Source organism: Streptomyces sp. NPDC001070 (assembly GCF_053598835.1).
On sequence record NZ_JBSFLB010000007.1, the window covers coordinates 1 to 26,972 of the forward strand.

Sequence of the window (26,972 nt, forward strand, 5' to 3'; positions counted from 1 at the left end):
CGGGCCGCCGAGCGACACGGCCAGATGCTCGAGGGCGCTGTCCGGCGGGGTCTCCCGGATCCGGGACAGCTCCTCCTCGAAGCCGGCCGCGGGACCGCGGGGACCGGCCGGTGTCCCGGGGTTCCGGCGGCCTCGCCAGGGCCCGGCGGCCTCAGCCGCCCGCGAGCTGCCTGCGCACCTCGGCGGCGACCCGGCCGCCCTCGGCCAGGCCGGCGACCTTCGGGTTCACGACCTTCATGACCGCGCCCATCGCCTTCGGCCCCTCGGCCCCCGACTCCTTGATCGCCTCGGCGACGATGCCGGCCAGCTCCGCGTCGTCCAGCTGCTTCGGCAGGTACGCGTTCAGCACCTCGCCCTCGGCCAGCTCCCGCTCCGCGGCGTCCTTGCGGCCGCCCTGCTCGAAGGCGTCGGCGGCCTCCCGGCGCTTCTTCGCCTCGCGCGCGATCACCTTCAGCACCTCGTCGTCGGAGAGCTCGCGCGCCTCCTTGCCCGCGACCTCCTCCTTGGTGATCGCGGTGAGGGTGAGACGGAGGGTGGACGAGATCAGCTCGTCCCGCCCCTTGATGGCAGCCGTGAGGTCGTCCTGCAGACGCTGCTTGAGCGTGGTGGTCATGCCGTCGAGTCTGCCAGGTCGCCGCCGGGAGGGCCGGAAATTTATCCCTGACGAGCCGTCTGCCACCATGGACCCCATGCGCGCGCGATACGGAGTACCCCTGGGCATCACAGCTGCCGGCGCGGCCTGCGTGGCCTACGCGGCCGGAATCGAGGCGCGGTCCTTCCGCCTGCGCAGAGTGCGGGTGCCGGTGCTGCCCACCGGGATGCGGCCGATCCGCGTCCTGCAGGTCTCCGACATCCACATGGTCCGCGGCCAGAACAAGAAGCGCCGCTGGCTGCAGTCGCTGGCCGGCCTGCGCCCGGACTTCGTGGTGAACACCGGTGACAACCTCTCCGACCCCCACGGCGTCCCCGAGCTGCTGGACGCCCTCGGCCCCCTGCTCGACCTCCCCGGGGTGTACGTCTTCGGATCCAACGACTACTACGGACCCACCCCGCGCAACCCCGCCCGCTACATCGTCGAGCGCCTCCGGGGCACGCACGGCCTCAACGGCCAGAACAACCCCGCCATCGGCGTCATCCGCAACCCCTGGGAGGAGATCCGCGACGCCTTCGACGTGGCCGGCTGGGTCGGGGTCAACAACACCCGCGGCCGCCTCAAGCTCGACGACGGCATCGAGATCGCCTTCGCCGGCCTCGACGATCCCCACATCCGGCGCGACCGCTACGCCGAGATCGCCGGCGGCCCGGACTCCACCGCCGACCTCTCCCTGGCCGTCGTCCACGCCCCGTATCTGCGCGTGCTCGACGCCTTCACCGCCGACCGCTACCCGCTGGTCCTCGCCGGTCACACCCACGGCGGCCAGCTGTGCATCCCCTTCTACGGCGCCCTTGTCACCAACTGCGACATCGACGCGGACCGGGTCAAGGGCCTGTCCACCCACGAGGCCGCGGGTCACCGCTCCTACCTGCACGTATCCGCCGGCTGCGGCACCAACCGCTACACCCCGGTCCGCTTCGCCTGCCCGCCCGAGGCCACCCTGCTCACCCTGACGCCGCGCGCCTGAGCCGTCCGCGAAAACCGGATTTCGTCTCCAGCGGGAGGTCCGCTAGAGTAATCCTCGTTGCGCCGGGCCCGAGGCCAGGAAGCAACACCGGGGTGTGGCGCAGCTTGGTAGCGCGCTTCGTTCGGGACGAAGAGGCCGTGGGTTCAAATCCCGCCACCCCGACTTCGGAAAATGCAGGAAGGGCCGGTTTCCTCACTGGAGGAAACCGGCCCTTCCTGCTGTTGAGTGTCTCAGTGAGTGTCCACGGCTTCGGATCGCGCCTGAAGATGCCGTCCATCACGACCGCCCCTGTCCGGATCGCGGGGCGGATCCGCTTCCGGTAGACCTCCTCAGCGACCGCGGTCCCCGAGTGGCCGGTGCGACCGACGACGCCCGGCACCGACCCCCTGAGCGACGACCGCGCCGGCGGGGGCGGACACCGGACGTTCCAGCGGGGCACGAACGCAGGCAAGAACCGGTACAACCAAATGGCGTCCCCGTGAGTCCTGATCGTCAACGGTTTTGCCATCCGTTGACCATCAGGACCGAAGGAACGCATGAACCCCAACAGAAGCAGGCCGGTCGCGTTTGCCACCGCCGTCGCGCTCGCCGCCGGTGCGGGCGGCCTGATCATGACGCCCGTCACCGCGACGGCGGCCACGGGATGCGCATCCCCCGTTTTCACGCGGCAGTTCTTCGCTAACACCACCCTCTCCGGCACCCCGAAGAAGACGGACTGCGACTCCGTCATCGACCAGAACTGGGGCACCGGGTCCCCGGCCGCCGGTCTTCCCGTGAACAACTTCTCCGTCCGCTGGTCCGTCACCCGCGACTTCGGCTCCGGCGGCCCGTTCTCCTTCGCCGCCTCCTCCCGCGACGGCATCCGCGTCTACCTGGACGGTGTGCGCAGGATCGACCTGTGGAAGAACGTCTCGACGACCGTCTCCCGGACGGTCAACGTGACCGTCCCCTCGGGCAAGCACACCCTCCGGGTCGACTTCGTGAACTGGACCGGCGCCGCCAACGTCAAGTTCGCCTACACGCCGCGGACCTCGGCCACCGTCGACAAGGTCAAGCCGCTGGCGCCTACCGGTGCCGCGGTGGCCTACGACACCGCGACCGGCAAGGCCAAGGTGACGTGGGGCAAGAACAAGGAGATGGACCTCGCCGGGTACCGCGTCTACCGGCGCCTGCAGGGCACCTCCTTCGGCAGCGGGCCCCTGGCGACCACCACCCTCACGTCGTACACCGACACCCCGCCCCCGACCGGCCAGGCCTACCTCTACGAAGTCCGCGCCTACGACAAGGCCGGCAACGAGTCGGCCGGCACCGCGGACCAGTCCGTGACCACCCCGGACCGCACCGGTCCGGCCGCTCCCGCGGGGCTGACCGTTCAGGGCGACCTGTACGGGATGGTGATCGGCTGGAGCCCGGTGACGGACGCGGCCGGGTACGAGCTGTACGAGAAGAACCCCACCACGGGCGCGCAGACCCTCGTCCAGCGCCTCACGGGCACCTCGTACACCGACCTCGCAGCGGATCTGACGGTGAAGCACACCTACGTGGTGCGCGCCTACGACGCGGCCGGGAACGCCGGTGCGTACTCGGCGCCGGTCACGGCCGACGGCGTCGACCGCAGGCCCCCGGACGCGCCCCGGAACCTGCGGGCGCTGCCCTCCCGGAACAACGTGCTGCTCACCTGGAGCGCGCCGCCGATCCCCACGTCGGACGAGCTGGACAACGGCGCGCACTTCGCCGTGGTCCGCTCACCGGGCGCCACCCTCGGCACGGACGCGGTGCCGGTCGAGTGCCCGGACGCCGACACCGCCACCGCCACGGACTCCGGCGACCTGTCGTTCCACTGCTACGACACCGCCTGGGCGCTCGACACCACGTACACCTACGGCGTCACCCTCACCGACGGCCGGGGCAACAGGTCGGCGGTCTCCGACCCGGTCACCGTCACCACCGCCGACCGCACCCCGCCGCTCCCCGTCACGGGCCTGACCGCCACGCCCCGTGCCGACGGGATGGTCCTGCGCTGGAACAAGCCGGCCGACGACGACATCGCCTCCTACCGGGGCCTGGTCGGCGTACGGCAGAGCGACGGCACGGTGAAGTGGGGCGCCGGCACGCCGTTCGGGACGTGCACGGACGCGAGTGACGATCCGCTGGCCATGCTCTGCATCGGCCGCCCGAACGGCGAGACGTACGTCTACACCGTCTGGGCGACGGACATCTGGGGCAATGGGCTCAGTCCCGCCGACCCGTCCATCGCCACCGTGACCGCCACGGAACTGGACACCACCCCGTCCGAGCCGGTCGGCGGGGACAAGGGCCCCCTGTACAGCGGCGGGGGCTGGATCGACGCCGAGGACGTCGGCGTGGTGAACTGGCGGTGCGAGGGTGCCGTCTGCGCCGACATCACGGAGTACCGGGTGAGCCGGTTCGACCCGCAGACGCGTGCCTACGAGCCGCTGCACACCGAACCCGCGGCGGCGGGTACCCCGCTGTACGCGTATCTCGACGAGACCCAGCCGCTCGGGCGCATCTCGTACTACCGGGTCGTCGGTGTCCTCGCCGACGGCACCGAGACGACGGCCACGCATCCCTGGGTGATCCGGCCCGACCTGCTCTGAGGCACAGGAAAGGGCCCGGAGGCCTGCCCGCCCTCCGGGCCCTTTCCTGTGCCCGACGGACCGTCCGTCCGGCGAACCCGCCGGCGTTCAGTCGCAGATCGTGCCGGCGGCCGGGAGCCGGCCGTGCGTCAGATAGTCGTCCACGGCGGTGTCGATGCAGGTGCTGCCGCGGTGGTAGGCGGTGTGCCCGTCGCCGTCGTAGGTGAGGAGCCGGCCGGAGTCGAGCTGGCGGGCGAGCGACTGCGCCCAGGGGTAGGGGGTGGCGGGGTCGCGGGTGGTGCCGACGACGAGGATCGGGGCGGCACCGGGGGCGGCGATGGGGTGCGGGGCCTGGGTCGGGGGGACCGGCCAGTGGGTGCACAGCACCAGGAACGTCGCCAGCGAGTCGCCGAACTGGGGCGAGGCGCGCAGGAACGCGGGCAGCGCCGCCTGGGCCTGCGCGCTGGAGAAGCGCGCGCCGAGGCTGGAGCTCAGGCAGTCGATCGCGAGGAGCGCGTCCGTGGCGTTGCCGGAGTCGTTCTCGTCCGTGCCGGCGAACTGCTGCAGTTCGGTGGTGTCCCCGGCCAGCACCTGGGCCAGCATGGTGCGCAGTTCCTCCCACGAGGCCTCCCGCAGTGCCGTGATGACCGCGGTGATGAGGTCGTCCCCGGTGACGGTGGTGTCCTTGCCGTGCCGGATCGGGGTCCGGTCCAGCTTCGCCCGCAGGGTGTTCAGGACGCGGCCGGCCTCCTCGACGGAGTGCCCCACCGGGCAGTCGGGACGGGCGGCGCAGTCGGCCGCGAAGGACTCCCAGGCCACCTGGTAGCCGACGGTGCTGTCCAGGTTCTCCCGGTAGCCGTCGACCGCGGGATCGACGGCGCCGTCGAGGACCATGCGGCCGACCCGCGAGGGGAAGAGTTCGGCGTACGTCGCGCCCAGGTAGGTGCCGTACGAGTAGCCGAGGTAGTGCAGCCGCTCGTCGCCGAGGAGCGCTCGCACGACGTCCATGTCACGCGCCGCGTCGGGGGTGCCGAGATGGGGCAGCAGTTCACCGGCGTGCCGCTCGCACGCGTCGGCGAGTTCCTCGAAGGCCTTGTACGACGTGTCGATCTCCGCCGCGTCGCCGGAGATCCGCAGGCCGAAGCCCATGGGGGTCGCCGCGGTGTCGGTCCCGCAGTCCAGGGGGGTGCTGTACTGCACGCCGCGCGGGTCGAGGGCGACCAGGTCGTACGCGGCGCGCGTGGCCGGGGAGAAGGTGCCGGCGGCGGCCACCAGGTAGTCGACGGCGGACTCGCCGGGGCCGCCGGGGTTGACCAGGAGCGAGCCGACACGGGCCCGGCCGTCGCCCTCGGCCTTCAGGCGGGCGGCGGTCAGGTGGATGTCGCCGTTCTCCGGGTGGGCGTAGTCCAGGGGGACGGTCACGGTGGCGCACCGGAACCCGGGCACGTCCTGGCAGGGCTGCCAGTCGAGCCGCTGCTCGTAGTAGCGCCGCAGTTCCGGGGGCACGGTGGCCGCGGGATCCGAAGCGCCGGGCCCGCGGGCGGCGCCGGCCGCGGCCAGCCGGGTCACGGCCGACGGCTGCCGCGGACCGGTGGCCGTGCAGGACGCGGTCAGCAGCAGCCCGCAGGTACTCAGTACCGCGACCGCGCCGCGCAGCCCGCGCAGTGGCCCGCGCCGTGGCCTGCGCCGGGATATCCCGCCGGTGTCTCGGACAGCGATCATCGCCACGCCTTCCTCGTGCGCCCGTGTGACGGGGCCTGACGGACGCCGCCTCGCAAGGGGGCCGGGAGCGGCGACGGCGCCGGGATGGCCCTCGGTGCGTCCCGTCCGTCGAGCCGTGGGCCGGGTCTGTCGCGGAGCGGTCCGGCACCCCCCGCGGCTCCGCTGCGTCATCAGCCCATCACACGTCGTGCGCGCAGGGGTGGCCCGACTGGGCCGAACGCGTGAACGGCGCGGGCTCAGCGGGGCGCGTAGGCGATGCGCTCGAAGGGCCAGGCGCGGGCCAGCCAGTCGCCGACGACGCGGTGGAGCTCGGCGTCCAGATCGGCGTGGCCGGCGCTGACCCAGGAGCGGACGTCGGTGAGGCCGGGCTCGCGACGGGAGCCGTAGATGTACACGCAGCCGATGACGTCGCCGCCGGGGACCGACAGGACGGTGTAGGTGAACCCGGTGCGCCGCCCGAAGTCCTCCGCGTGCCTGCGCAGGTCCTCGAGGTTGGCCTCCGGGGTCATTCCGTCCGGCGGCGGCCAGGAGCTCCCCTCGAAGCCGGGGGTGGCGCGGATGTGGTCGATGCTGGACGTCCACGCGGCGTGGTCGGAGACGTTGTGCCGCGGGCCGAGGGGCTCCAGGCGGAAACGGCCGGTCTCGGGCGGTGCCGGTACGGCGAAGCCCGGTGGGACGAGGGGCTGTTCGGGCGAGGTCATGGCGTGAGCGTATCGGCGGGGTGTCCGCGGGCCCTCGTCCGGCCGTCGCCGCCGTGCGAAGGTGGGGCCATGGGTGTGGAGTTCGTGGTGTTCATGACGCTGCCGGGCCTGGTGATCCTGCTGATCGGGGTGGCGTTCGCCGATCAGATGCTGCGGGCCGTCCGGTGGGGCGGACGGAGCGGACAGGTGTCCTCGACGGGCTTCGAGCAGCTGCACGCGAGCTTCTCCCCGGGGAAGCGGAGCGAGTTGGACGAGCGTCGCGCGACGCTGATGCTGCGTGACGAGGAGGGCGACGGGGCGCCGCCGCGGTCGCGCGTGGACCTGGGCCGGGGGACGGCGCTGATCGTGGTTCCGGGCCGTGATCGCCGCGGGTGACGACGGCCACGGTCCGCGGCGGCGCGCGATCGGGTTTGATGGGTCCATGAGCGACGTCATGGCTGGTATGCCGGATTGGGAGAAGCGCTTCCGGGCGCCACGCGTCGGACTGCCGGAGTGGGCGGAGGACGCCCCCCATCGCAGCCTGTTCGTGTCGAATGCGACGGGGACGTACGAGCTGTACGCGTGGGACCGGACGACCGGGGCGCAGCGGCAGGTCACGGACCGGCCGAACGGCACGTCGGACGGAACGCTGACGCCGGACGGCGCGTGGGTGTGGTGGTTCGCCGACACCGACGGCGACGAGTTCGGGGTCTGGATGCGCCAGCCCTTCGAGGGCGGCCCGGACGAGCCGGCGGCGCCCGGCCTGGAGGCCTCGTACCCCGCGGGGCTGGCGCTGGGGCGCGACGGACTGGCGGTGGTCGGCCGCTCCACGGACGAGGAGGGGACGACGATCCACGTCGTGCGCCCCGGAGCCGAGCCGGTGGAGATCTACCGGCACGAGGAGTCGGGCGGGGTCGGCGCGCTGTCGGAGGACGGCACGCTGATCGTCGTCGAGCACACCGAGCACGGGGACGCGATGCACTCCGCGCTGCGCGTCGTCACCGCGGACGGCACGACGACCGCGGAGCTGGACGACAGCGAGGGCGGCACGAAGGAGCTGGGCCTGGAGTGCCTGGGCTTCGCCCCCGTCCTGGGGGACGCCCGGCTGCTGGTGGCGCACCAGCGGCGCGGCCGCTGGGAGCCGATGATCTGGGACGTCGTGGCGGGCACGGAGACCCCGCTCGCCATCGACCTGCCCGGGGACGTCGCCGCGGAGTGGTACCCGGACGGTACGGCGCTGCTGGTGGTGCACTCGTACCGGGCCCGCAGCGAGATCTTCCGCTACGAGCTGGCGAGCGGGGAGCTGACCCGGCTGGACACCCCGGCGGGCTCGGTGAGCGGCGCCACGGCCCGTCCGGACGGCACGGTGGAGTTCCTGTGGTCGTCGGCGGCGGCGCCCTCCGAGGTGCGCTCGACGACCGGCGCGGTGGTGCTGGAGGCGCCGGGCGAGCGGGCCCCGGGCTCGCTGCCGGTGGAGGACGTGTGGGTGGACGGGCCGGGCGGGCCGGTGCACGCGCTCGTCCAGCGGCCCGCGCAGGGCGAGGGCCCTTACCCGACGGTCTTCGAGATCCACGGCGGTCCCACCTGGCACGACTCGGACGCCTTCGCGGCGGGCCCGGCGGCCTGGCTGGACCACGGCTACGCGGTGGTGCGGGTCAACTACCGCGGTTCCACGGGGTACGGACGGGAGTGGACGGACGCGCTCAAGCACCGCGTCGGCCTGATCGAGCTGGAGGACATCGAGGCGGTCCGCGCGTGGGCGGTCGAGTCGGGTTTCGCCGATCCGGCCCGCCTGGTGCTGTCCGGCGGCTCCTGGGGCGGTTTCCTGACGCTGCTGGGGCTGGGCACCCGGCCGGAGCTGTGGACGGTGGGTCTCGCGGCGGTGCCGGTCGCGGACTACGTGACGGCGTACGGCGACGAGATGGAAGCGCTGAAGGCGCTGGACCGCACTCTGTTCGGCGGCTCCCCCGAGGAGGTCCCGGACCGCTACGAGGCGTCCTCGCCGATCACGTACGTGGCGCGGGTGAAGGCCCCGGTCTACATCTCGGCGGGCGTGAACGACCCGCGCTGCCCGATCCGGCAGATCGACAACTACGTCGAGCGGCTGGCGGGCCTGGGCAAGGTGCACGAGGTCTACCGCTACGACGCCGGGCACGGCTCGCTCGTCGTCGACGAGCGGATCAAGCAGCTACGGCTGGAGCTGGACTTCGTCCGGCGCCACCTCGGCGGCTGAGGCCGGAGCGGGGTCTTCCTCCTCCGTGAGGCCGAGCTCGGCGTCCCGCCGGGTCTCGGCCTCCCGCCGGACGAGCCGGAACCACATGAAGACCACGAAGCCCGCGAAGACGAACCACTCACCGGTGTAGCCGAGGTTCTGAAAGGCCTTGAGGTCCAGGCCCGTGCCGCTCGGCGCGACCGGCGGAACGGCCTTCAGGGGCGCCCGCACGGCCTCCGTCTGGGTGATCCAGCCGCCGTACACCTGGTACGGGACGAGGTTGACCAGGGACGCCGCGCTGATGATCCCCAGCTGTCCCGCGGGGAGCCCGCCACGGCCGATCGCGCCGTCGGTGTCGGCGCTCTCGGGGGCCTGCAGGGCCCCGGTGACGGTGACCTCTCCGGCGGGCGGTGCGGGCACGCCGGCGGCGGACGCGCGGTCCGCGTCCCCGGGCAGCCAGCCGCGGACGACGGGCAGGGCGGCGGCGCCGTCGCCGGTCAGCAGCGGGGTGAGCACGTAGTAGCCGGTGCGTCCGTCGAGCTCACGGCCGGGGACGAGGAACTGGTGCGCGGTGTCGTAGCGGCCGGTGGCCCGTACCGCACGGCCGGCCGTCTCGGTGGTGACCGCGGAGGTCGCCCGTGGCAGCAGGCGGTCCAGCGGCACCGCCTCGCGGGCGGTGGCCGCGGGGGTGTTCCCGGTGGCGCGGTGGCTGTCGACGCGGGCTTCGAACCGGCTCAGCTGCCAGCTGCCCAGGAACGTGCAGAAGACCACGGCGCACACCACGAAGAGGTGTCCGCCCAGCCAGCGGGGAGACAGCAGGAACCGGTACACGTCGTCCACGGTACGGGGCGCCGGAGCGCTCCACGGAACCGCCCCCGCCGGTTGCCGTCACGGTGACGGCCTACGGTCGTGCTGCGGGACGGGCTACGGGACGGCGATGGCGCCGGTCCTGTAGATCGTCCCGGCGCAGGCGCCGCCGATCGTCGCGGTGACGACCGGCCCGCCGGCCGCCGGGGTGTGGCTCAGCAGGACGCTCGGCGAACCCTGGCCGGAGCCGGAGCCGGAGCCGACCGCCGGGGGCGCCGACGCGTCGCCGGAGGGGCTGTCGGTGGAGGTCGCGGTCGGCGTCGGCGTGGACGCGGCCTGGCAGCCGCTGGTGTCGCCGCCGGCGGCGGGCACCCAGGTGAAGTCGACCCGGTAGCTCTGGCCGGATTCGAGGACCAGTGGCCCGCCCGGGGAGTCCGGCAGCGTGGTGCCGTCGTTCGCGGTGTGGTCGACGACGCTGATGCGCGCGGCGTCCGCGGAGCCCTGGGCGGTGGGATTCACCGAACCGCCGCCGTCGACGGTACACGAGCCCCCGGAGACGTTCGCCACCTGGAACCAGCCGCTGACGCGGCCGGAGGCGTCGGCCGCGGCCGCGTAGCCGGAGGCGTTGCCGAGGTCCGCGGTGGTGCACAGCGGGGTGTCGGCCGCGAGGGAGGGGTTCGCCGTTCCGGAGGCCCCGGGGTGGGACTGCGGCGGGGAGTCGCCGGTGCCCGTGGGGCCGGCTCCACTGCGGGTCTGACCCGGAGACGGGCTGGACGAGCCGCCGCCCGCGGCGGGATCGTTCGCGTCGCCGCTGGAGCCGCCGGTGTCCTGGGCATCGGACGCGCTGGCGGCACCGGCGTTCGCGGATCCGGAGATGTTCGCCGCGTGGAGGGCCGCGGGGACCGCGACCAGGGCCAGCAGACACGCGGCCGCGGTACCGGCCAGCAGTTGGCGGCGGTGTGCCCGCCGGGCCGGGACGGCGCGTCGCAGATGGTCCAGAGCGTCCTGGCCGGGCTGGATGTCGCTCACGGCGTCGCGCAGGAGCCGGCGCAGCGCCAGTTCGTCGGGGCTCAGCCGCTCCTCGGGGCCGCCGCCGTTGATGTCGTTCTCAGGTTCCATGCCGCCGGGTGGGTTCAGGTTGGTCATGCCGGGGCCTCCATCGCGACGCGGAGCGCCGCGAGGCCGCGCGAGCCGTACGCCTTGACCGAGCCTATGGAGATACCGAGGGTTTCGGCTACTTGGGCTTCGGTCATGTCGGCGAAGTAGCGCAGGACGAGGACCTCGCGCTGCCGGCGCTGCAGTTTGCGCAGCGCGGCCTTCAACTCGTCGCGCTCCAGCGCCTCGTACGCCCCCTCCTCGGCGCTCGCCATGTCGGGCATGGGCTTGGAGAGCAGCCGCATACCCAGGATGCGGCGGCGGAGCGCGGAGCGGGAGAGGTTGACGACGGTCTGCCGGAGGTAGGCGAGGGTCTTCTCGGGTTCGCGGACCCGCTTGCGGGCGGAGTGGACGCGGATGAAGGCCTCCTGGACGACGTCCTCGCAGGAGGCGGTGTCGTCCAGCAGGAGTGCGGCGAGGCCGAGCAGGGAGCGGTAGTGGGCCCGGTAGGTCTCGGTGAGGTGGTCGACGGTGGTCCCGACTGACATCGCGTGGTCAGTGTCCCCGCGTTCGCGGTCCGAGGGCATCTGCGCGATGGGCCAGGGCGCGATCACCGGTATCCCGCCGGCTGCGCGGGACGGCCGTCGGACGTGCGGGCGCGCAGGAGCGCTGCTCCGCCCCACAAGGGCCGCTTCGATGCCGAGTGCCTCTGCCACGCCTGTTGGACACGTGTCCCCCCGTCAGGGTTGTACGCCCAAGGCACCGTTTTTGACGGTGTCGCAAATATGCCCATGCGTACCAACTCTTTCCCAATGCCCCTTTTCCCTGGCGCTGCTGCGCCGCGCCCGGCGTGCAGCACAGTAGGGCGGCGCGCTGACACAAAGACGCTCCCTGTGCGTCGCGCGGTTGCAACACACAGGGAGCAGAAATTGTCTGGCCCCTACAGGCTTCCGTTCAAGCGGTCCAGACCAAAATGTTCTGGTCGCCTGACCGAAAAGCGCGGGCTCAGCGGCCCGTTCCTCCGTAGACGACCGCTTCGTCGGTTTCGCTGTCCAGGCCGAAGGCGCTGTGGACCGCGCGCACGGCCTCGTTGACGTCGTCGGCGCGGGTGACGACCGAGATGCGGATCTCGGAGGTCGAGATCAGCTCGATGTTGACGCCCGCGTTCGACAGCGCCTCGAAGAACTGCGCCGTGACACCGGGGTTGGTCTTCATCCCGGCGCCCACGAGCGAGATCTTGGCGATCTGGTCGTCGTAGCGCAGCGTCTCGAAGCCGATGGCGCCCTTCACCCGCTTCAGGGCCTCGATCGCCTTCGGGCCGTCGGCCTTGGGGAGGGTGAAGGAGATGTCGGTCAGGCCGGTGGCCGCGGCCGACACGTTCTGCACCACCATGTCGATGTTGATCTCGGCGTCGGCGATCGCCCGGAAGATCACGGCGGCCTCGCCCGGCTTGTCGGGCACCCCGACGACCGTCACCTTGGCCTCGGATGTGTCGTGCGCGACACCGGAGATGATCGCGTGCTCCATGCCCTTCTGGTCCTCTCGCGGCTCATTGCTGACCCAAGTGCCCTGGAGGCCGGAGAACGACGACCGGACGTGGATCGGGATGTTGTAACGGCGGGCGTACTCCACGCAGCGGTGGAGCAGCACCTTGGAGCCGGAGCTGGCGAGCTCCAGCATGTCCTCGGAGGAGATCCAGTCGATCTTCCGCGCCTTCTTCACCACGCGCGGGTCGGCGGTGAACACGCCGTCGACGTCGGTGTAGATCTCGCACACCTCGGCGTCCAGGGCCGCCGCCAGCGCCACCGCGGTGGTGTCGGAGCCGCCCCGGCCCAGCGTCGTGATGTCCTTGCTGTCCTGGGACACGCCCTGGAAGCCGGCCACGATCGCGATGTTGCCCTGGTCGAGGGCGGTGCGGATGCGGCCCGGCGTGACATCGATGATGCGCGCTTTGTTGTGGACGGAGTCGGTGATGACACCCGCCTGGCTGCCGGTGAACGACTGCGCCTCGTGTCCGAGGTTTTTGATCGCCATCGCCAGCAGGGCCATGGAGATCCGCTCTCCGGCGGTCAGCAGCATGTCGAACTCGCGGCCGGTAGGCATCGGAGATACCTGCTCGGCGAGCTCGATCAACTCGTCCGTCGTGTCACCCATCGCCGAGACCACGACGACCACCTGGTGGCCGTTCTTCTTGGCATCGACGATCCGCTTGGCAACGCGCTTGATGCCCTCGGCATCCGCAACGGAGGAGCCGCCGTACTTCTGCACGACAAGGCCCACGTGCGCTCCTCAAATCCGGTACTGCGTTCGGCTCAGTCTAACGAGCAGGCCGGAACCGACCCCTCAATACCAGATACTGAGACGTCTGGCCCACTCTGCGGGCCATCTGCCCAGGGACGCGCCGAGGTATTCACACCGTGCACCATGCTCCACGTCACTGCGCCGGGCGCAGTCACTGCGCCGGGCGCACTCCCGCCTCCGCGCCGGCGGAGGCGGCACGGAGCGGCTCACCTGCTGGGGCGCAGCCCCAGGGGCTTGGCGATCTCGGCGGCCATGACCCGGCCCGCCTCGGCGGCGAGCTTCTCCTCGTCGTCCGCGCCGTGGTCGGTGTCCAGGCCGTCCAGCGCGTCCAGCGGGCTGTCCAGCCGCACGTGGGCGACCAGGGACTGCAGTGCGCGCAGGGAGGCCGAGGCGGTCGGGCCCCAGTTGGACAGATAGGAGAACTGCCACCACCACAGCGCCTCGCTGACGCGGCCCTCCCGGAAGTGCGCCAGGCCGTGGGCGAGATCCGTCACCACGTCCGCCAGGTCGTCGGAGATCCGGCAGGCCACCGGCGTGCTGCGCGGCACGTAGGGGTCGAAGACCTCGGAGTAGACGTCGATCGGCTCCAGCAGCACCGCGAGCCGCTGGCGCAGCTCGTCGGCGTCGGGCTCCGGACCGATGTCGGGCTCGTAGCGCTCCTCCGGGACGATGTCCTCGTGCGCCCCGAGGCGCCCGCCGGCCAGCAGCAGCTGGGAGACCTCCAGCAGCAGGTAGGGCACCGCGCTGTCGGGGTCGTCGCCCTTGGCGACCTCCCGTACCGACAGGATGAAGCTCTCGATCTGGTCCGCGATCGAGGAGGCGAAGTCGTCGGGGTCCAGGGCGTTGTCAGACATCAAGCAGCCGCCTTCCTTCAAAGGCCCGGCCGAGCGTGACCTCGTCGGCGTATTCCAAGTCGCCGCCGACCGGCAGGCCGCTGGCGAGACGGGTGACCTTCAGTCCCATCGGTTTGACCATGCGTGCGAGATACGTGGCCGTGGCCTCCCCCTCCAGATTGGGGTCGGTGGCCAGGATCAGCTCGGTGACGGTGCCGTCCGCGAGCCGCGTCAGCAGCTCCCGTATCCGCAGGTCGTCCGGGCCGACCCCCTCGATCGGGCTGATCGCGCCGCCGAGCACGTGGTAGCGGCCGCGGAACTCGCGGGTCCGCTCGATCGCCACCACGTCCTTGGGTTCCTCGACCACGCAGATGACTGCGGGGTCGCGGCGCGGATCACGGCAGACCCGGCACTGGTCGGCCTCGGCGACATTGCCGCAGACCGCGCAGAACCGGACCTTCGCCTTCACCTCGCTGAGGGCGTGCGCGAGCCGGCGGACGTCGGCGGGATCGGCCTGCAGGATGTGGAAGGCGATCCGCTGCGCGCTCTTGGGACCCACGCCGGGCAGTCTGCCCAGCTCGTCGATCAGGTCCTGAACCACGCCCTCGTACACGCTGTGCCCTCTTCGTCGCCTGGAACTAGAAAGGAAGGCCGGGGATGCCCCCCAGGCCCTGGGCGAGCGGGCCGAGCTTGCTCTGCTGCAGCTCCTGCGCGCTCGCGTTCGCGTTGTGCACGGCGGCGACGACCAGATCGGCCAGCGTCTCCGTGTCCTCAGGATCGACCGCCTTGGGGTCGATGACCAGACCCCGCAGCTCGCCGGCTCCGGTGACGACGGCCTTCACCAGGCCACCGCCGGCCGTGCCCTCGATCTCGGTCTCGGCGAGCTCCTGCTGGGCCGCCGCGAGGTCCTGCTGCATCTTCTGTGCCTGCTTGAGCAGCTGCTGCATGTTCGGCTGACCACCACCGGGGATCACGGTCTCGCTCCTGCCTCACGACATCGGTTGTGCGGGTAGGGCGAGCCTACGTGCTCGGGCGCCCGCTCGCGCTACCCGTACGAAGGAACGAGCGGCGCGCGTCGCCCGTTCCGCCCGGGCGGTGTCTTCCCCGCGGGGGGAACGGGGCGGCCGCCGCTACTCGTTGGCGATCTCCTCGATCACGGTGGCGCCCAGCTCGCGCACGATGAGGTCGTGGCCGCTGAGCGCGCTCTCGACCAGATCCGGGTCGTCGTCCTCGGGCATGTCGTACTCGATGGGCGGCGGCTCCTCGGCGACATGCGCGTACGCGGGCGCCGTGGGCGGCGCGTTGACGGCGGCGCGGGCGGCCGCGGCGGCCGGCGGCGACGGCGGTGCCGGGGGCGACGCCGGGTTCTGGGGCTGCTGGTGCGGCTGTTGTTGCTGGTGCGGCTGCTGCGCGGGCGACGCCGGGGGTACGGGGGCGGGGCGGGGGCCGCCGCCACCGGGGCCGGCGCCCGGTCCGGCCGGACCGGATCCGCCGCCGGGGCCGCCCGGGCTGACGATCGCCTCGATGCGCCACTGCACGCCCAGGGCGTCGCTGATCGCCTGCCTGAGCACCTCCTCGTGGCCGCGGTTGGCGAAGCTGTCGCGGGCACCGGGGTTGTCGAAGCCGATCTGCAGCGTGGAGCCGTCGAAGCCGACGAGCCGGGCGTTCTGGTCGAGCAGTATCCAGGTGACCTTGCGCAGCCGCTTCACCGCTTCGAGGACCGCGGGCCACATCTGGTGGACGCGCGAGGCGTCGCCGATGGGCTGCGCGGCGGCGGACGCGGCCGGGGCGGGCGCGGGGGCCTGTGCGGGCGGCGCCGCGGCGGGGGCGGGTGCCTGCGCCGCGGCCGACGCCGCGGTGGGCCAGGCGCCGGGACGCTGCCCGCCGCCTGGGGCGGCGGCGCTCGGCCAGGCGCCGGGACGCTGCGCGGCGGGGGCCGGCGCGGGCGCGGCGGCGGGCGGGGGCGGAGGCGTGGGCTCGGCGGGGGCGGCCGGTACGGGGGTGGGCGCGGGCACGGGGGCCGCCTCGGCGGGCCGGGCCGGGCCGTTCATCGCCGCCCGCGCCGCCGCGGGACCGCCGCCGGGCGGCAGCGGCTCGCCGAACTCCACCACGGGGGCCGCCGGGCCTCCCGCGGGCGCCGCGAAACCGCCCGCGGACGCCCGTCGTTCCAGCCGGTCCAGGCGGGCCTGCAGGGACCGCTCGTCGTCGTACGCCGCCGGCAGCAGCACACGGGCGCAGATCAACTCCAGCTGCAGACGCGGCGAGGTCGCCCCGCGCATCTCCGTCAGGCCCGCGTTGACCAGGTCCGCGGCGCGGCTGAGCTCCGCCGCCCCGAACACCCCGGCCTGGGCCTGCATCCGCTCCACGACATCCGCGGGGGCGTCGATCAGGCCCTTCTCCACCGCGTCCGGCACCGCGGCCAGGATCACCAGGTCGCGCAGACGCTCCAGCAGGTCGGCGACGAAGCGCCGCGGGTCGTGCCCGCCCTCGATCACGCGGTCGACGATCTCGAAGGCCGCCGCGCCGTCCCCGGCGGCGAAGGCGTCCACGACGTCGTCGAGGAGTGTGGCGTCTGTGTACCCCAGCAGCGAGGTCGCCATGGCGTATGTCACACCGGCCTCGCCCGCCCCGGCGAGCAACTGGTCCATCACCGACATCGAATCGCGGACGGAGCCGGCACCGGCCCGCACGACCAGCGGATACACCCCGGCCTCGACCGGGATCGCCTCCCGCTCGCAGACCTCCGCCAGATAGTCCCGCAGCGTGCCGGGCGGGACCAGCCGGAACGGGTAGTGGTGGGTGCGCGACCGGATCGTGCCGATGACCTTCTCGGGCTCGGTGGTCGCGAAGATGAACTTCAGATGCTCCGGCGGCTCCTCGACCACCTTCAGCAGGGCGTTGAAGCCCGCCGAGGTGACCATGTGCGCCTCGTCGATGATGTAGATCTTGTACCGGCTGCTCGCGGGCCCGAAGAACGCCTTCTCCCGCAGGTCACGGGCATCGTCCACACCGCCGTGCGACGCGGCGTCGATCTCGATCACGTCGATCGACCCGGGGCCGTTGCGCGCCAGGTCCCGGCACGACTGGCACTCCCCGCACGGTGTCGGCGTCGGGCCCTTCTCGCAGTTCAGACACCGCGCCAGGATGCGCGCGCTGGTCGTCTTGCCACAGCCGCGCGGCCCGCTGAACAGGTACGCGTGATTGACCCGGTTGTTCCGCAGCGCCTGCTGCAGCGGGTCCGTGACGTGCTCCTGCCCGATGACCTCGGCGAAGGTCTCGGGGCGATAGCGGCGGTACAGAGCGAGGGACACGCCTACGACGATATCGGCCCCCACCGACACCCGGGCCCCGCGCATGTGACGGGCCCCACACCGGCGGCCTCCCCGGCCGCCCCGCGACGGCTTCCCGTGGGCTTCGCGGTGGCTTCGCGCAGCTCCGGGGCAGCAAAAGACCCCTCACGCACCCGCCAGAGCCCACTTACCCTTGCTGCCTTCCGGCCCTGGGGGGGTTCAGCGAGATAGCGCCACGTGAGGGGCTACGCCCACCCTACCTGATCGGATCACCCGGGAACGAGTTCGCGAGCACTCCCTCCGGTCTAGTAATGTTTGCCGCGGAGGATTCGCCTAGAGGCCTAGGGCGCACGCTTGGAAAGCGTGTTGGGGGCAACCCCTCACGAGTTCGAATCTCGTATCCTCCGCCAGTGCCTCACCGGGCACGTTGTCGAAGGGCCCCACCGGTCGCGGTGGGGCCCTTCGACGTGCTCCGTCTCAGTTGACCCCGGGCGAGCCCCACAGCGCGTCGCCGATCTGGCGAGCCACGTTCTTCAGCACAGGTCCGGTCACGTGCATGTACCCGAGCGCATCCGGGCCGAGCCACCGGGCCCCCAGCCCGTGATCGCGTCCACGACGGCATCGGGGACGCCGAGCAGAAGCAGGACCGTCGCCGCGGTGTGGCGAGCGTCGTGCAGCCGGCCGTCCCGTACTCCCGCGAGCTGAAGCAGCTTCTTCCAGTGGTGGTAGTCCGTGTTCGGCACCAGTGGGGAGCCGTCCGGCTGAGCGAAGACGCACCCGGTGCCCTGCCAGGAATCGCCGGCGGCGATCCTTTCGCGCTCCTGTTCCCCCAGGTGCCGACGGAGCAGCTTGATCAGCGGGGCCGGCAGGCCGACGGTGCGGCGGACGGCCCGGGACGTGGTCGACTGGTACTCGCGACGTACCTGCTCGCGCCGGGGGCAGTACCCGGCCTTCCTGCCGCAGTGGCCGCCGCAGCCGTGCGCGTACTTGGGCGAAGGCGGTTCTTGCGGGTGCGGAGGTAGCCGGTCTCCAGGTCGGTGTCCTCCCAGTGCAGACCCAGGGCCTCTCCCTGTCGCAGCCCGAGGGCGACCGCGATCACCCACCGGCGCTGTTGCGCCGCTTCGATGCCCGCAGGAGCAGGCTCAGGCAGCCACGATCGTGCGGGTGGTTCGGCGCGGCCTCGCCACGTAGGCGGGGAGAGCATCAGCGGGGACTTTGCGCAATTGGGATGGGGTCGGTGCAACCACGAAGGTTGGTGTTGCTTGGATCGGCGTCAGCAGCAGCGTTTGTCTGCTGGTTCGGACAGAGTCGGTGATCTCGGGGCTCGTGGATGTTCACGAGAATTGACGTCAGGTGGGGAACCGGGGTGTTTGACTGACCCGCATGTCATCGACTCTGGGGGTGCCCCGGCCTGATCAGGCTTCCTACATGCTCCGCGCTGCTGCCGACGATGCCGGCCGTGCGTACAAGCAGCAGTTGCTCGACCTCTTGGACGTCCAGGCGGGCCAGACGGTGCTGGACGTGAGGTGCGGCCCGGGGCACCGATCTGCCGGCGCTGGCCGAACGTGTCGGGGACAGTGGCACGGTGATCGGTGTCGATCGCGACCCTGCCATGCTTGCCCGGGCTCGCGAACGCACCAACAACCTGCACCGGGTGGAGCTCCGTGAAGGGGACGTGCACGCCCTCCCCATCGAACCGGGAACGGTGGATCGGGCCAAGATCGACCGAGTCCTCATGCATGTCGCCGAACCTGCGAACGTCCTTGTGCAACTCCATCATGCAACCCGGCCAGGCGCGCGGGTCGGCCTTGTCGAACCCGACAGGGACACCCTGAGCATTGACGCTGAAGACCTTGAGACGAGCCGCGCTTTCACCCGCTATACGGCTGCGGAAGTGGTTCGCCATGGAGCCATCGGCCGCAGCCTTGCACGCTTGGCCGAACAGGCGGGTTTCCGTGTCGAAGCCGCGCTCGCCACGACACCGGTCTTCCGGGACTTCCAAGAGGCAGACCACACCCTGGGACTCGGCCGCAACATGCAGCGGGCCATCAGCGAGGGCCGCATCGACCGAGACCGTGGCCATCGCTGGTTCGCAAGCCTCTCCCAAGGGCCTTTCTACGCGTCGTTCACTCTGGTGAGCGTGATCTGCACCCGCTGATTCAGCCAGCCCTGATCGGTGCTTCGCGGTCAGGTTGGGAACTACCTCCCTGGCCCGGGCTCCTTTCGCCGACGACCGACCGAGCCCGGGAGCTCACGGCGCGACTCGGTGAACCGCAACGACTTCGACACCGAGCTCGCCCCGACGAACGACTGTGCTGCCTCCCTACTGTGCCGGCGAGTCGGGGAAGGCCGAAGGCGCGGTGACAGGCCTCCCGGGCAGACAGGGCGACGTACCGATGAGCTGGACACCTCCAGTTCCAGGGATGTAAAGCACAATCACCGTGTACCCCGCCTGGCGTCCCATCGACCTCTTCGTGTCGCGCTTGGACTTGGATTCCCAAGCCGAGAAGGTCCAGCCGCGTTGTTCGAGGAGAGTTCTCGCGCGAGGACCGACGTCCGGCACGGTCCATGGCTCGGCGGTATTCATCAGGAGGCTGGTGACCGCATGGTGCACCGTGCCTGCCTTGCTGCACTGCCCCACACTCGAGCCTTCCGGCACAGCAACCACCGCTGCGGACTGCTGCGTCTGCTGAGACTTCACGTCCAGCGACGCGAGAATCTCATTGAACACCCTGTGTATTTGCTCGTCGGCCTGCGCTGCAGTTGTCGCCGACAGGACGGTCAGCTCAGGCGTACTCGATGCGGCGGCGGTCTGTGACGCGTTCGAGCTGGGCACGGGGACATGCGAGGCGGACGAGTGGCTGCGGACCGTTTCGCTGGAACAGCCGGCCAGCAAGGCAGTGGCCGATACGGCCGCCGCCAGCCATGAAGTGCGCCTCACGGACACCCCCGAAGTCTCGTTTGGGATCAACGCAGGCATGCTAATGGCACGTCGGCCCGGGGGGACTTCCTGCGCCGCGCCGTCCGCCAGGACGGGGGAACCACTTCGCTTGGGAAGGCTCGCCATGCCCGTCGAGGGTGAGCCCGGCCGTGAGGACGCGGATCACGTCGCTCCCGTGCGGTCGAAGAGCACCGACGGCGTCCCGGATCGCCTTCGCCGGGATCCGGTCCGAAGCCGGCCCGGGGAAATCGGGAACTCGGCGGGACGGATCGACAGGTAACAGGGGACCAAGGCGATCCGGCCCGTATCGGAAGGAACCGATGAGAGCGAATCAGTCCGGGCAGAGCCCGGCCGAGTGGGAAGGCTGACACCCCGGTCGTCGCCGGCACGGCGGTGGTGTCCACCGCCGGCGTGCGGCGGTTCGGCTCCGCGATCCTGCCGGGTCTGGCCGCTGCCGTCACTGTGTCCGTCTTCATCCCGGGCCTGAAGTGTGGCTCGCCCTGCGGCCGTTCCCTTCGCTGCCTCCTTTCCCTGTCCCCGTTCCCCCTTTTCCGCCGGCACCGGCCGCTTCGCCGTGCCCGGGAAGAAAGGCATGCCTTGAAGCACACGAGACGAGCGACGGCTGCCGCCGTCGTCCTCGCCACCGCCCTGCTGAGCAGTACGGCCGGCGTCGTCCAGGCCGCGCCTGCAGATTCCGGTGCCGGTGCCGGCACTGGCAGCGGCTCCGACGGCACCAGGAGAACGGTCACCCTCGTCACGGGCGACACGGTGACCCTGGACGCCGCCGGCCGGGTCGTCGGCGTCACGGCCGCCAAGGGCCGGGAAGGCGTGGGATTCCGCATATCCCGGGCAGCCGACGGCCACACCTACGCCGTACCGCGTGATGCCGAGCGGCTGCTCGCGGACGGCACCGCCGACCGGCGGCTGTTCGACGTGACGCGGCTGGTGAGCCGGGGGTACGACGATGCCTCGCGGCCGGATCTGCCGCTCATCGTCACCTACGCCGAGGGCCGCTCCGTCGCGGCGCGGACGCTGTCCGATTCGGGTGCCCGAGTCGGCCGGGCCCTGCCCAGCGTCAACGGCGACGCCTTGCGGGCCCGCAAGTCCGAGGCCGCGGCGCTGTGGCGGACCCTCACCGGCAGTGGCGCGGGCTCGCGTTCGGCGGCCGCCGCCACCTCGGCGAATGTCGAGAGGATCTGGCTCGACGACAAGGTCACGGCGAGCCTGGACCGCAGCACGGCGCAGATCGGCGCTCCCGAGGCATGGGCGGCCGGCTACGACGGCGAGGGCGTCACCGTCGCGGTGCTGGACACGGGGGTGGACGCCACACACCCGGACCTGAAGGAGCGCATCGGCGCCCAGAAGAACTTCTCCGGTTCCCCGGACACCGTGGACCGCGTCGGCCACGGCACGCATGTGGCCTCGATCGTCGCGGGCTCCGGCGCCCGATCGGGCGGGAGGTACAAGGGCGTCGCGCCCGGCGCCCGCATCATCAGCGGCAAGGTGCTCGACGACAGCGGCACCGGCAACGCCTCCGACATCATCGCCGGTATGCAGTGGGCCGTCGCCCAGGGCGCGAAGGTGGTCAACCTCAGCCTCGGTGGCGAGGACACCCCGGAGACCGACCCGGTCGAGCAGGCCGTGAACGAGCTGTCGGCGGCCTCCGGCGCCCTCTTCGTCATCGCCGCCGGCAACAGCGGTCCCGACGCGGCCACCATCGGTTCTCCGGGCAGCGCCGCCGCCGCGCTGACCGTGGGCGCGGTGGACCGGACGGACGCCATCGCCGAGTTCTCCAGCCGGGGCCCCGCCGCCGACAGCTCCCTCAAGCCGGACCTCACCGCCCCCGGCGTGGGCATCGTCGCCGCGAGGGCGGCCGAGGGCGTGGAGGGCGACCCGGCGGCCGACGGCTACGTGTCGATGAGCGGTACGTCGATGGCCACCCCGCACGTCGCGGGCGCCGCCGCGATCCTCGCCCAGCAGCACCCGGACTGGACCGGCGAGCGGATCAAGGCCGCCCTCACCGGGTCCGCCGCCGCGGCCGCGGGTCTCTCCGCGTTCGCGCAGGGCACGGGCCGTACGGACATCGCGCGGGCCATGCGCCAGCGGGTGACCGGCAGCCCCGCCTCGCTTGGCTTCGGCACCGTCCGGTGGCCGCACGCCGACGACCGGCCCGTCACCAAGGAGATCACCTACCGCAACGACGGCGACCGGCCGGTCACCCTCGACCTCGCCACCGAGGCGTTCGGCGAGGACGGTAAGCCGGCCGCCGAGGGCATGTTCGCCGTCTCGCCGAAGCAGCTCACCATCCCGGCGGGCGGCACCGCGACCGCCGCCGTTACCGCCGACACCCGTGCGGGCACGGCCGACGGCCGGTTCGGGGGCTCGGTGACCGCGACGGCCGGGGACACCACCGTGCGCACCGCCGTCGGCGTGAGCCGCGAATCCGAGTCGTACGACCTCACCGTCAAACACCTGGACCTGCGGGGCAAGCCCACCGGCGACTCCGAGACGGGCGTGTACGGCCTGGACACCACCATCTGGAACGACTACTCCGACCCCGCGGACGGAGAGTTCACGGTGCGGCTGCCCAAGGGCCGCTACTCCCTCGAGGGCCGCGTCTCCACCGGAGCCGGCCCCGATGACGGGAAGCTGGCCGTGCTGCTGCACCCGAAGTTCGCGCTGAACCGGGACACCACCTTGGTCATGGACGCCCGCGAGGCCAGGCCCGTCCGGATCACCGTTCCCGACCGTGCGGCGAAGCACACCGACGCCACGCTCAACTTCGGCGTCGACATCGGCGGATCGGGCTACACCTCCACCTACGACATGGGCGGCTTCGGCAACCTGCGCGTCGGGCAGCTCGGGGCCCGGCTGCCGGCCCGCGAGGCGTTCGCGCAGTACAACGGGACGTGGACGCACGGTTCGGTGCACTACCGGCCGGCCTGGAACCGCACCGGCGATCTCTCCGGGTTCACCGCGAACCTGCGGCGCGAGAACTTCGCCGAGCTGGGTCTCACCCTCGGCGCACCCGCGGTGGGCAAGACCGGGAGCCTGAGTGCCGCGCCCCTGCTGCCCAACGGCTCCTGGTTCGACTTCCACCCGGATGGGGGCGTCCTGCCGCGCACCGACACCGACTACGTGCTGCCGGGCGTGAAGTGGCAGTACGCCACCGTCCAGTACGGCGCTCCGGACGCGGAGGGCGAACCGCGGTGGGAGGGCAGTCAGACGGTCACCGGCGCCAGGTCCTACCGCGCGGGCAAGCACTATGCGCGGCGGTTCAACATCGGTGTCTTCGGTCCGCACCTCTACAGCGCGGGCCGGGAGGCGTCGGGTGCGGTCCGTCTCGGCGACGACTTCACCGCCTATGTGCCGCTGTTCTCCGACGGCGCGGGCCATGTGGGCGTCTCCGACTACGCCAAGGCCACGAGTGCGCTGTACGCCGACGGCAAGCCGGTGTTCACCTCGGACACGCCCCTGAACGGCGAATCGCACACGCTCCCCGCCGGGCGGCGGACCTACCGGCTCACCACCGATGTCTCCCGGGCCGCGTCCCTCTCGGCGGTCAGCACCCGGGTGACCGCCGAGTGGACCTTCCGGTCCGCCCACGTGGCGGGGGACACCCGGAAGTGGCTGCCGCTGTCCGCGGTGCGCTTCACGCCCGCGCTCGGGACGGCCAGTACGGCCAAGGCGGGTGCGGTCTTCACCGTGCCCTTCACGGTCGAGGGGGCGGCCACCGCCCGCACCGCCCGCAAGCTGGCGTTCGCGGTGTCCTACGACGAGGGCAGGACCTGGAGGACGGCGAGGGTCGTCGACCGCGAGCGGCTCGAACTGCGTCACCCCGCCCGCCCCGGGACCGTCTCGCTGCGCGTCACGCTCACCGACGCCGCCGGCAACACGGTGAAGCAGACGATCTACCGCGCCTACCGCACCACCGCGTAGGCACCCCGCTCCACCCGTGAGCCCCGGGCCGGCGGCCCGGGGCTCACGTCACATCCGGCTCTTCCGTGGGCCGCTCACAACCTGACGGGTGAGGTCTCCGGGTCGCCCCGATCCCGTTGCGCCTGGCGGGCGTTCGGGCCGGTCCGGCCGGCGGTGCGCGGCCGCCCCGGGCCCGTCGTGTGACGTGGCTCACGGGAACCCGGGGCGGGTGGTGCGACAGTTAAGCAGGGTGAGCACAGACATGCGTACCCGGATACGGGCCGGGGATCCGAGCGCGTTCGCCGAGCTGTACGACAGCTATGCCCGCGCCGTCTACAACCACGCTTTCCGCCTCACCGCCGACTGGTCCGCGGCAGAGGACGTGATGGCCGAGACCTTCATGGAGGTCTGGCGGCTGCGTGACCGGGTCGATCCGGAGGGCGGCTCCCTGCGACCGTGGGTACTGGGCGTCGCGACCAACGTCGCTCGTGCCCACTACCGCAGCAATCGGCGCTACCAGGCGGCCGCGATCGCGGCCGCCGAGGCCGAGACGGCCCTGCCCGACCACGCCGACGAGGTGGCGGGCCGGCTCGACGACCGGCGGCGTATCGCCGCGGCCCTGCGCGCGCTCGCCGCACTGCGCAGACCCGAACGCGAGGTCCTGACGCTGTGCCTGTGGGAGGGGCTGGAGTACACGGCCGCGGCCGAGGCGCTCGGCATCGCCGTCGGCACCGTCCGCTCCCGCCTCTCCAGGGCCCGCGCCAAGCTGCGCAAGCTCACCGAGGCCGAACTCGCCGATCGGTCCGCGCGGGAGGGTGCACGGGATTCGTCCGCCGCGCGGCGGGCCGGGGGGAACCCGGAAAAGATCGTCCCGGGAAATCGGGAACTCGCCCAGCCGGATCGCCAGGTAAGAGGAGACCGTATCAACGCGATCCGGCCCGTATCGGGAGGGAACCGATGAAAGCATCTCAGTCCCGGCAGAGTCCGGCCGAGTGGGAAGAGAGTGCCTCTCTCCTCCCGCAGACTGGACGCGATCTTCCGGCGGGCCGTCACCAGTTCCACAAGGAGCGTCTGATGGCCCACATCCAGCAGGACATTCAGCGGGAAGAGCACCCGGCGAGCACCGGCTCCGGCCGGTCGCGGACGCGGCGCTTCCGGCTGCCGCGTCCGGCGATCGCGCTGCCCGCGGCCGCCCTCGCCGTGGCCGGCGCGGTCGTCGTCGGCTCGGTGCTGAACAGCGGGGCGGGCGCGAAGTCCGGTGATGCCGCCGGCGGGCCGGCGCTGACCACACAGCTCGGCACTCCGACCACCAAGGGCGTACCGCAACTGCTCGACCAGATCTCGCTGGTGGCGGCGGAGGGGTCCCACCCGACCGTGAAGCCGGGCCAGTACGTCTACATCGAGTCCAAGGCGGCCGAGACCTTCGTCAAGACGGTCGACGACAAGAGCAGCCTCGCCAGCCACCCCCTGCACAAGCGCCAGATCTGGAAGTCCGCCGACGGCACCAAGGGCTGGCTGATCGACCCCTCCGTCAACGACAGCCCCGAGGGTGAGACGCTGAGCCTGCCCGACGAGCAGGGCAGGCCCTTCAAGGCGCACATGGGTGCCCCGTCGTACGACTATCTGGCCGCGCTGCCCACCGACCCCGATCAGTTGCTGGAGCTGATCTACAAGGAGACCAAGGGGCAGGGCAACACTCCGGACCAGCAGGCGTTCACCACGATCGGCGATCTGCTCGGCGAGAGCTACCCGCCGGCGGAGCTGTACGCGGCGCTGTTCAAGGCGGCGGCGAAGATCCCCGGCGTCGTCGTGGTGAACGACGCCCAGGACGCGATCGGCCGTTCGGGAGTCGCGGTGGCCCGGCTGGACGAGACCAGCGGCGCACGAGAGGAGTGGATCTTCGACAAGAAGACCCACGTCTTCCTCGGTGAGCGCTCCGTGCAGGTCAGGGAGGTCTCCGAGTACGGCGTCGTGATGAAGCCCGGCACCGTCCGGTACACCGACGCCATCACCGACCGGGCGATCGTCGACGCCGTCAAGCAGACGCCCGGGCAGAACGCCTGACGTTCCGCCGGCACGGGCCGGCGCCCGTCGCCGGCACCCGTCGCCGACCCGTCACTCGTGGCCGCCGTTCCAGGACGGAGGCCACGAGTGTCGGGAGCGGACACGCGGTACCGCCCCGGCACGCGGCCGGGGCTTCTCCGGCCGCGTGCCGGGCCCGCTGAACCCGCTGAACCCGCGCCGCAGCGGCCCGGGGCGCCGTGCCCCGTATCCTCCGTCCCTGCCGCCAGGCGCCGTCCTCCTTCCCGCGCCCCCGCGTCCCGCGCCGAACTCGGTTTCAACCTTTGGCGCTCGACAGCGCTCTGAAGACGGGTGACGGGAATGGGCCCTCGCAGGGCCCGGAGAGGAGAGCAGATGCCGGACAACGGCCGGGGCTCGCAGGCGCCGGAGGGCCCACGGGCGCCGGAGAGCTTCGAGGCCTTCGCCCGGGCGAGTCAGAAACGGCTGTACCGGACCGCGTACCTGCTGTGCGGGGACGCGGACACGGCCCGGGACCTGACGCAGACCACGCTCGCCAAGCTGTTCCAGCACTGGCGGCGGGCGAGCGCCGCCGACCACATCGAGGCGTACGCCAGGACCGTGCTGACCCGTACGTACCTGGCCGAGCGGAGGCGGCGGCTGCGGGACCTGCTGGCGCACTCGCGTCCCGGGCCGGGGCCCTCGCCCGACCATGCCGACCTGCGGGTGACGCTGCTGTCGGCCCTCGCCGGACTGCCGCCCAGGGCCCGGGCCATGGTCGTGCTGCGTTACTGGGAGGACCAGAGCGTCGAGTCCGTCGCCACGCTGCTGAAGTGCAGCGAGTCCACCGTCAAGAGCCAGTGCTCACGCTCCCTGGCCAAATTGCGCGCCCAGCTGGGCGAGGCCCACGTCTACGCCACGGGAAGCTGAGGGAC

At 72.0% G+C, this 26,972-nt stretch carries 21 protein-coding genes, 2 tRNA genes, 1 other RNA gene and 1 pseudogene; 11 read left to right on the plus strand and 14 right to left on the minus strand.

The annotated features are described in order from the left end of the window. Window positions 1–151: 151 nt before the first annotated feature. Complete coding sequence (locus tag ACWDAS_RS10725) at window positions 152–613, minus strand: GatB/YqeY domain-containing protein (RefSeq protein ID WP_450388527.1); 462 nt, start codon at window positions 611–613, stop codon at window positions 152–154. Between the two features lie 76 nt (window positions 614–689). Here ACWDAS_RS10725 and ACWDAS_RS10730 point away from each other — a divergent pair, with 76 nt between their 5' ends. From ACWDAS_RS10730 to ACWDAS_RS10740, 3 genes are all read left to right on the plus strand, one after another. Next, the gene (locus ACWDAS_RS10730) at window positions 690–1,622 is read left to right on the plus strand and encodes a metallophosphoesterase (protein WP_450388528.1); all 933 of its coding nucleotides are present in this window, start codon (window positions 690–692) and stop codon (window positions 1,620–1,622) included. Window positions 1,623–1,710: 88 nt separating this feature from the next. Then, window positions 1,711–1,784, plus strand: a tRNA-Pro gene (locus ACWDAS_RS10735). A gap of 374 nt (window positions 1,785–2,158) precedes the next feature. Continuing rightward, a complete protein-coding gene (locus ACWDAS_RS10740; protein WP_450388529.1) occupies window positions 2,159–4,240 on the plus strand; it encodes a fibronectin type III domain-containing protein in 2,082 nt (693 codons plus the stop codon). Window positions 4,241–4,327: 87 nt separating this feature from the next. On the opposite strand, the gene ACWDAS_RS10745 is transcribed toward ACWDAS_RS10740, so the two are convergent. Next, a complete protein-coding gene (locus ACWDAS_RS10745; protein WP_450388530.1) occupies window positions 4,328–5,941 on the minus strand; it encodes an alpha/beta hydrolase in 1,614 nt (537 codons plus the stop codon). Window positions 5,942–6,177: 236 nt separating this feature from the next. Beyond that, entirely contained in the window at window positions 6,178–6,642 is a 465-nt protein-coding gene (locus ACWDAS_RS10750) for a GNAT family N-acetyltransferase (protein WP_450388531.1), read from the minus strand. A gap of 75 nt (window positions 6,643–6,717) precedes the next feature. Here ACWDAS_RS10750 and ACWDAS_RS10755 point away from each other — a divergent pair, with 75 nt between their 5' ends. Then, window positions 6,718–7,017, plus strand: a complete 300-nt coding sequence (locus tag ACWDAS_RS10755; RefSeq protein WP_450388844.1) for a DUF6191 domain-containing protein — start codon at window positions 6,718–6,720, stop codon at window positions 7,015–7,017. 46 nt (window positions 7,018–7,063) lie between these two features. Further along, on the plus strand, window positions 7,064–8,854 hold the full coding sequence (locus ACWDAS_RS10760) for a prolyl oligopeptidase family serine peptidase (protein WP_450388532.1): 1,791 nt from the start codon (window positions 7,064–7,066) through the stop codon (window positions 8,852–8,854). On the opposite strand, the gene ACWDAS_RS10765 is transcribed toward ACWDAS_RS10760, so the two are convergent. From ACWDAS_RS10765 to ffs, 9 genes are all read right to left on the minus strand, one after another. Continuing rightward, complete coding sequence (locus tag ACWDAS_RS10765; RefSeq protein ID WP_450388533.1) at window positions 8,810–9,664, minus strand: SURF1 family protein; 855 nt, start codon at window positions 9,662–9,664, stop codon at window positions 8,810–8,812. The two genes, ACWDAS_RS10760 and ACWDAS_RS10765, sit on opposite strands and share 45 nt — an antisense overlap. 93 nt (window positions 9,665–9,757) lie before the next feature. Continuing rightward, window positions 9,758–10,786, minus strand: a complete 1,029-nt coding sequence (locus ACWDAS_RS10770) for a hypothetical protein (protein ID WP_450388534.1) — start codon at window positions 10,784–10,786, stop codon at window positions 9,758–9,760. Then, window positions 10,783–11,451 (minus strand): SigE family RNA polymerase sigma factor, encoded by a 669-nt coding sequence (locus ACWDAS_RS10775; RefSeq protein ID WP_450388535.1) that lies wholly within the window; start codon window positions 11,449–11,451, stop codon window positions 10,783–10,785. Before ACWDAS_RS10775 ends, ACWDAS_RS10770 begins: the two co-directional genes overlap by 4 nt. A gap of 289 nt (window positions 11,452–11,740) precedes the next feature. Beyond that, window positions 11,741–13,015 (minus strand): aspartate kinase, encoded by a 1,275-nt coding sequence (locus tag ACWDAS_RS10780; RefSeq protein WP_450388536.1) that lies wholly within the window; start codon window positions 13,013–13,015, stop codon window positions 11,741–11,743. Window positions 13,016–13,242: 227 nt separating this feature from the next. After that, entirely contained in the window at window positions 13,243–13,890 is a 648-nt protein-coding gene (locus ACWDAS_RS10785; protein ID WP_361791350.1) for a DUF5063 domain-containing protein, read from the minus strand. Beyond that, window positions 13,883–14,482: a recombination mediator RecR gene (gene recR / locus ACWDAS_RS10790; RefSeq protein WP_450388537.1), complete on the minus strand. Its 600-nt coding sequence runs from the start codon at window positions 14,480–14,482 to the stop codon at window positions 13,883–13,885. Before recR ends, ACWDAS_RS10785 begins: the two co-directional genes overlap by 8 nt. A gap of 25 nt (window positions 14,483–14,507) precedes the next feature. Beyond that, the gene (locus tag ACWDAS_RS10795; protein WP_450388538.1) at window positions 14,508–14,843 is read right to left on the minus strand and encodes a YbaB/EbfC family nucleoid-associated protein; all 336 of its coding nucleotides are present in this window, start codon (window positions 14,841–14,843) and stop codon (window positions 14,508–14,510) included. Between the two features lie 156 nt (window positions 14,844–14,999). Next, window positions 15,000–17,180, minus strand: a complete 2,181-nt coding sequence (locus ACWDAS_RS10800) for a DNA polymerase III subunit gamma and tau (RefSeq protein ID WP_450388539.1) — start codon at window positions 17,178–17,180, stop codon at window positions 15,000–15,002. Between the two features lie 132 nt (window positions 17,181–17,312). Then, window positions 17,313–17,409, minus strand: an RNA gene (gene ffs / locus ACWDAS_RS10805) — signal recognition particle sRNA small type. 72 nt (window positions 17,410–17,481) lie between these two features. Between ffs and ACWDAS_RS10810 the strand changes: the two genes are divergently transcribed. Beyond that, window positions 17,482–17,569: transfer RNA gene (locus ACWDAS_RS10810), tRNA-Ser, on the plus strand. Between the two features lie 67 nt (window positions 17,570–17,636). Here ACWDAS_RS10810 and ACWDAS_RS10815 read toward each other — a convergent pair. Then, a pseudogene (locus ACWDAS_RS10815) lies at window positions 17,637–18,302 on the minus strand (tyrosine-type recombinase/integrase); the annotation flags it as partial. A 442-nt stretch (window positions 18,303–18,744) separates the two neighbouring features. Between ACWDAS_RS10815 and ACWDAS_RS10820 the strand changes: the two are divergent. Further along, a complete protein-coding gene (locus ACWDAS_RS10820) occupies window positions 18,745–19,317 on the plus strand; it encodes a methyltransferase domain-containing protein (protein WP_450388540.1) in 573 nt (190 codons plus the stop codon). Between the two features lie 165 nt (window positions 19,318–19,482). Here ACWDAS_RS10820 and ACWDAS_RS10825 read toward each other — a convergent pair whose 3' ends face one another. Beyond that, complete coding sequence (locus ACWDAS_RS10825; RefSeq protein ID WP_450388541.1) at window positions 19,483–19,995, minus strand: hypothetical protein; 513 nt, start codon at window positions 19,993–19,995, stop codon at window positions 19,483–19,485. Window positions 19,996–20,697: 702 nt separating this feature from the next. Here ACWDAS_RS10825 and ACWDAS_RS10830 point away from each other — a divergent pair. The 4 genes from ACWDAS_RS10830 (at window position 20,698) to ACWDAS_RS10845 (ending at window position 26,967) form a co-directional block, all read left to right on the plus strand. Further along, window positions 20,698–24,039, plus strand: coding sequence for a S8 family peptidase (locus ACWDAS_RS10830; RefSeq protein ID WP_450388542.1), 3,342 nt, complete (start codon window positions 20,698–20,700; stop codon window positions 24,037–24,039). 241 nt (window positions 24,040–24,280) lie between these two features. After that, the gene (locus ACWDAS_RS10835; protein ID WP_450388543.1) at window positions 24,281–24,979 is read left to right on the plus strand and encodes an RNA polymerase sigma factor; all 699 of its coding nucleotides are present in this window, start codon (window positions 24,281–24,283) and stop codon (window positions 24,977–24,979) included. Beyond that, window positions 24,976–26,082, plus strand: a complete 1,107-nt coding sequence (locus ACWDAS_RS10840) for a CU044_5270 family protein (protein ID WP_450388544.1) — start codon at window positions 24,976–24,978, stop codon at window positions 26,080–26,082. The genes ACWDAS_RS10835 and ACWDAS_RS10840 overlap by 4 nt, the downstream gene beginning before the upstream one ends. 351 nt (window positions 26,083–26,433) lie before the next feature. After that, window positions 26,434–26,967: a SigE family RNA polymerase sigma factor gene (locus ACWDAS_RS10845; protein ID WP_450388545.1), complete on the plus strand. Its 534-nt coding sequence runs from the start codon at window positions 26,434–26,436 to the stop codon at window positions 26,965–26,967. The last annotated feature ends 5 nt before the right edge of the window (window positions 26,968–26,972 follow it).

Bases quoted from the DNA above. Each gene is read 5' to 3' on its own strand.
- ACWDAS_RS10845 (WP_450388545.1), top strand. From the start codon at position 26,434: ATGCCGGACAACGGCCGGGGCTCGCAGGCGCCGGAGGGCCCACGGGCG.
- ACWDAS_RS10745 (WP_450388530.1), bottom strand. From the start codon at position 5,941: ATGATCGCTGTCCGAGACACCGGCGGGATATCCCGGCGCAGGCCACGG.
- ACWDAS_RS10785 (WP_361791350.1), bottom strand. From the start codon at position 13,890: ATGTCTGACAACGCCCTGGACCCCGACGACTTCGCCTCCTCGATCGCG.
- ACWDAS_RS10725 (WP_450388527.1), bottom strand. From the start codon at position 613: ATGACCACCACGCTCAAGCAGCGTCTGCAGGACGACCTCACGGCTGCC.
- ACWDAS_RS10760 (WP_450388532.1), top strand. From the start codon at position 7,064: ATGAGCGACGTCATGGCTGGTATGCCGGATTGGGAGAAGCGCTTCCGG.
- ACWDAS_RS10730 (WP_450388528.1), top strand. From the start codon at position 690: ATGCGCGCGCGATACGGAGTACCCCTGGGCATCACAGCTGCCGGCGCG.
- ACWDAS_RS10750 (WP_450388531.1), bottom strand. From the start codon at position 6,642: ATGACCTCGCCCGAACAGCCCCTCGTCCCACCGGGCTTCGCCGTACCG.
- ACWDAS_RS10840 (WP_450388544.1), top strand. From the start codon at position 24,976: ATGAAAGCATCTCAGTCCCGGCAGAGTCCGGCCGAGTGGGAAGAGAGT.
- ACWDAS_RS10835 (WP_450388543.1), top strand. From the start codon at position 24,281: ATGCGTACCCGGATACGGGCCGGGGATCCGAGCGCGTTCGCCGAGCTG.
- ACWDAS_RS10770 (WP_450388534.1), bottom strand. From the start codon at position 10,786: ATGACCAACCTGAACCCACCCGGCGGCATGGAACCTGAGAACGACATC.
- ACWDAS_RS10740 (WP_450388529.1), top strand. From the start codon at position 2,159: ATGAACCCCAACAGAAGCAGGCCGGTCGCGTTTGCCACCGCCGTCGCG.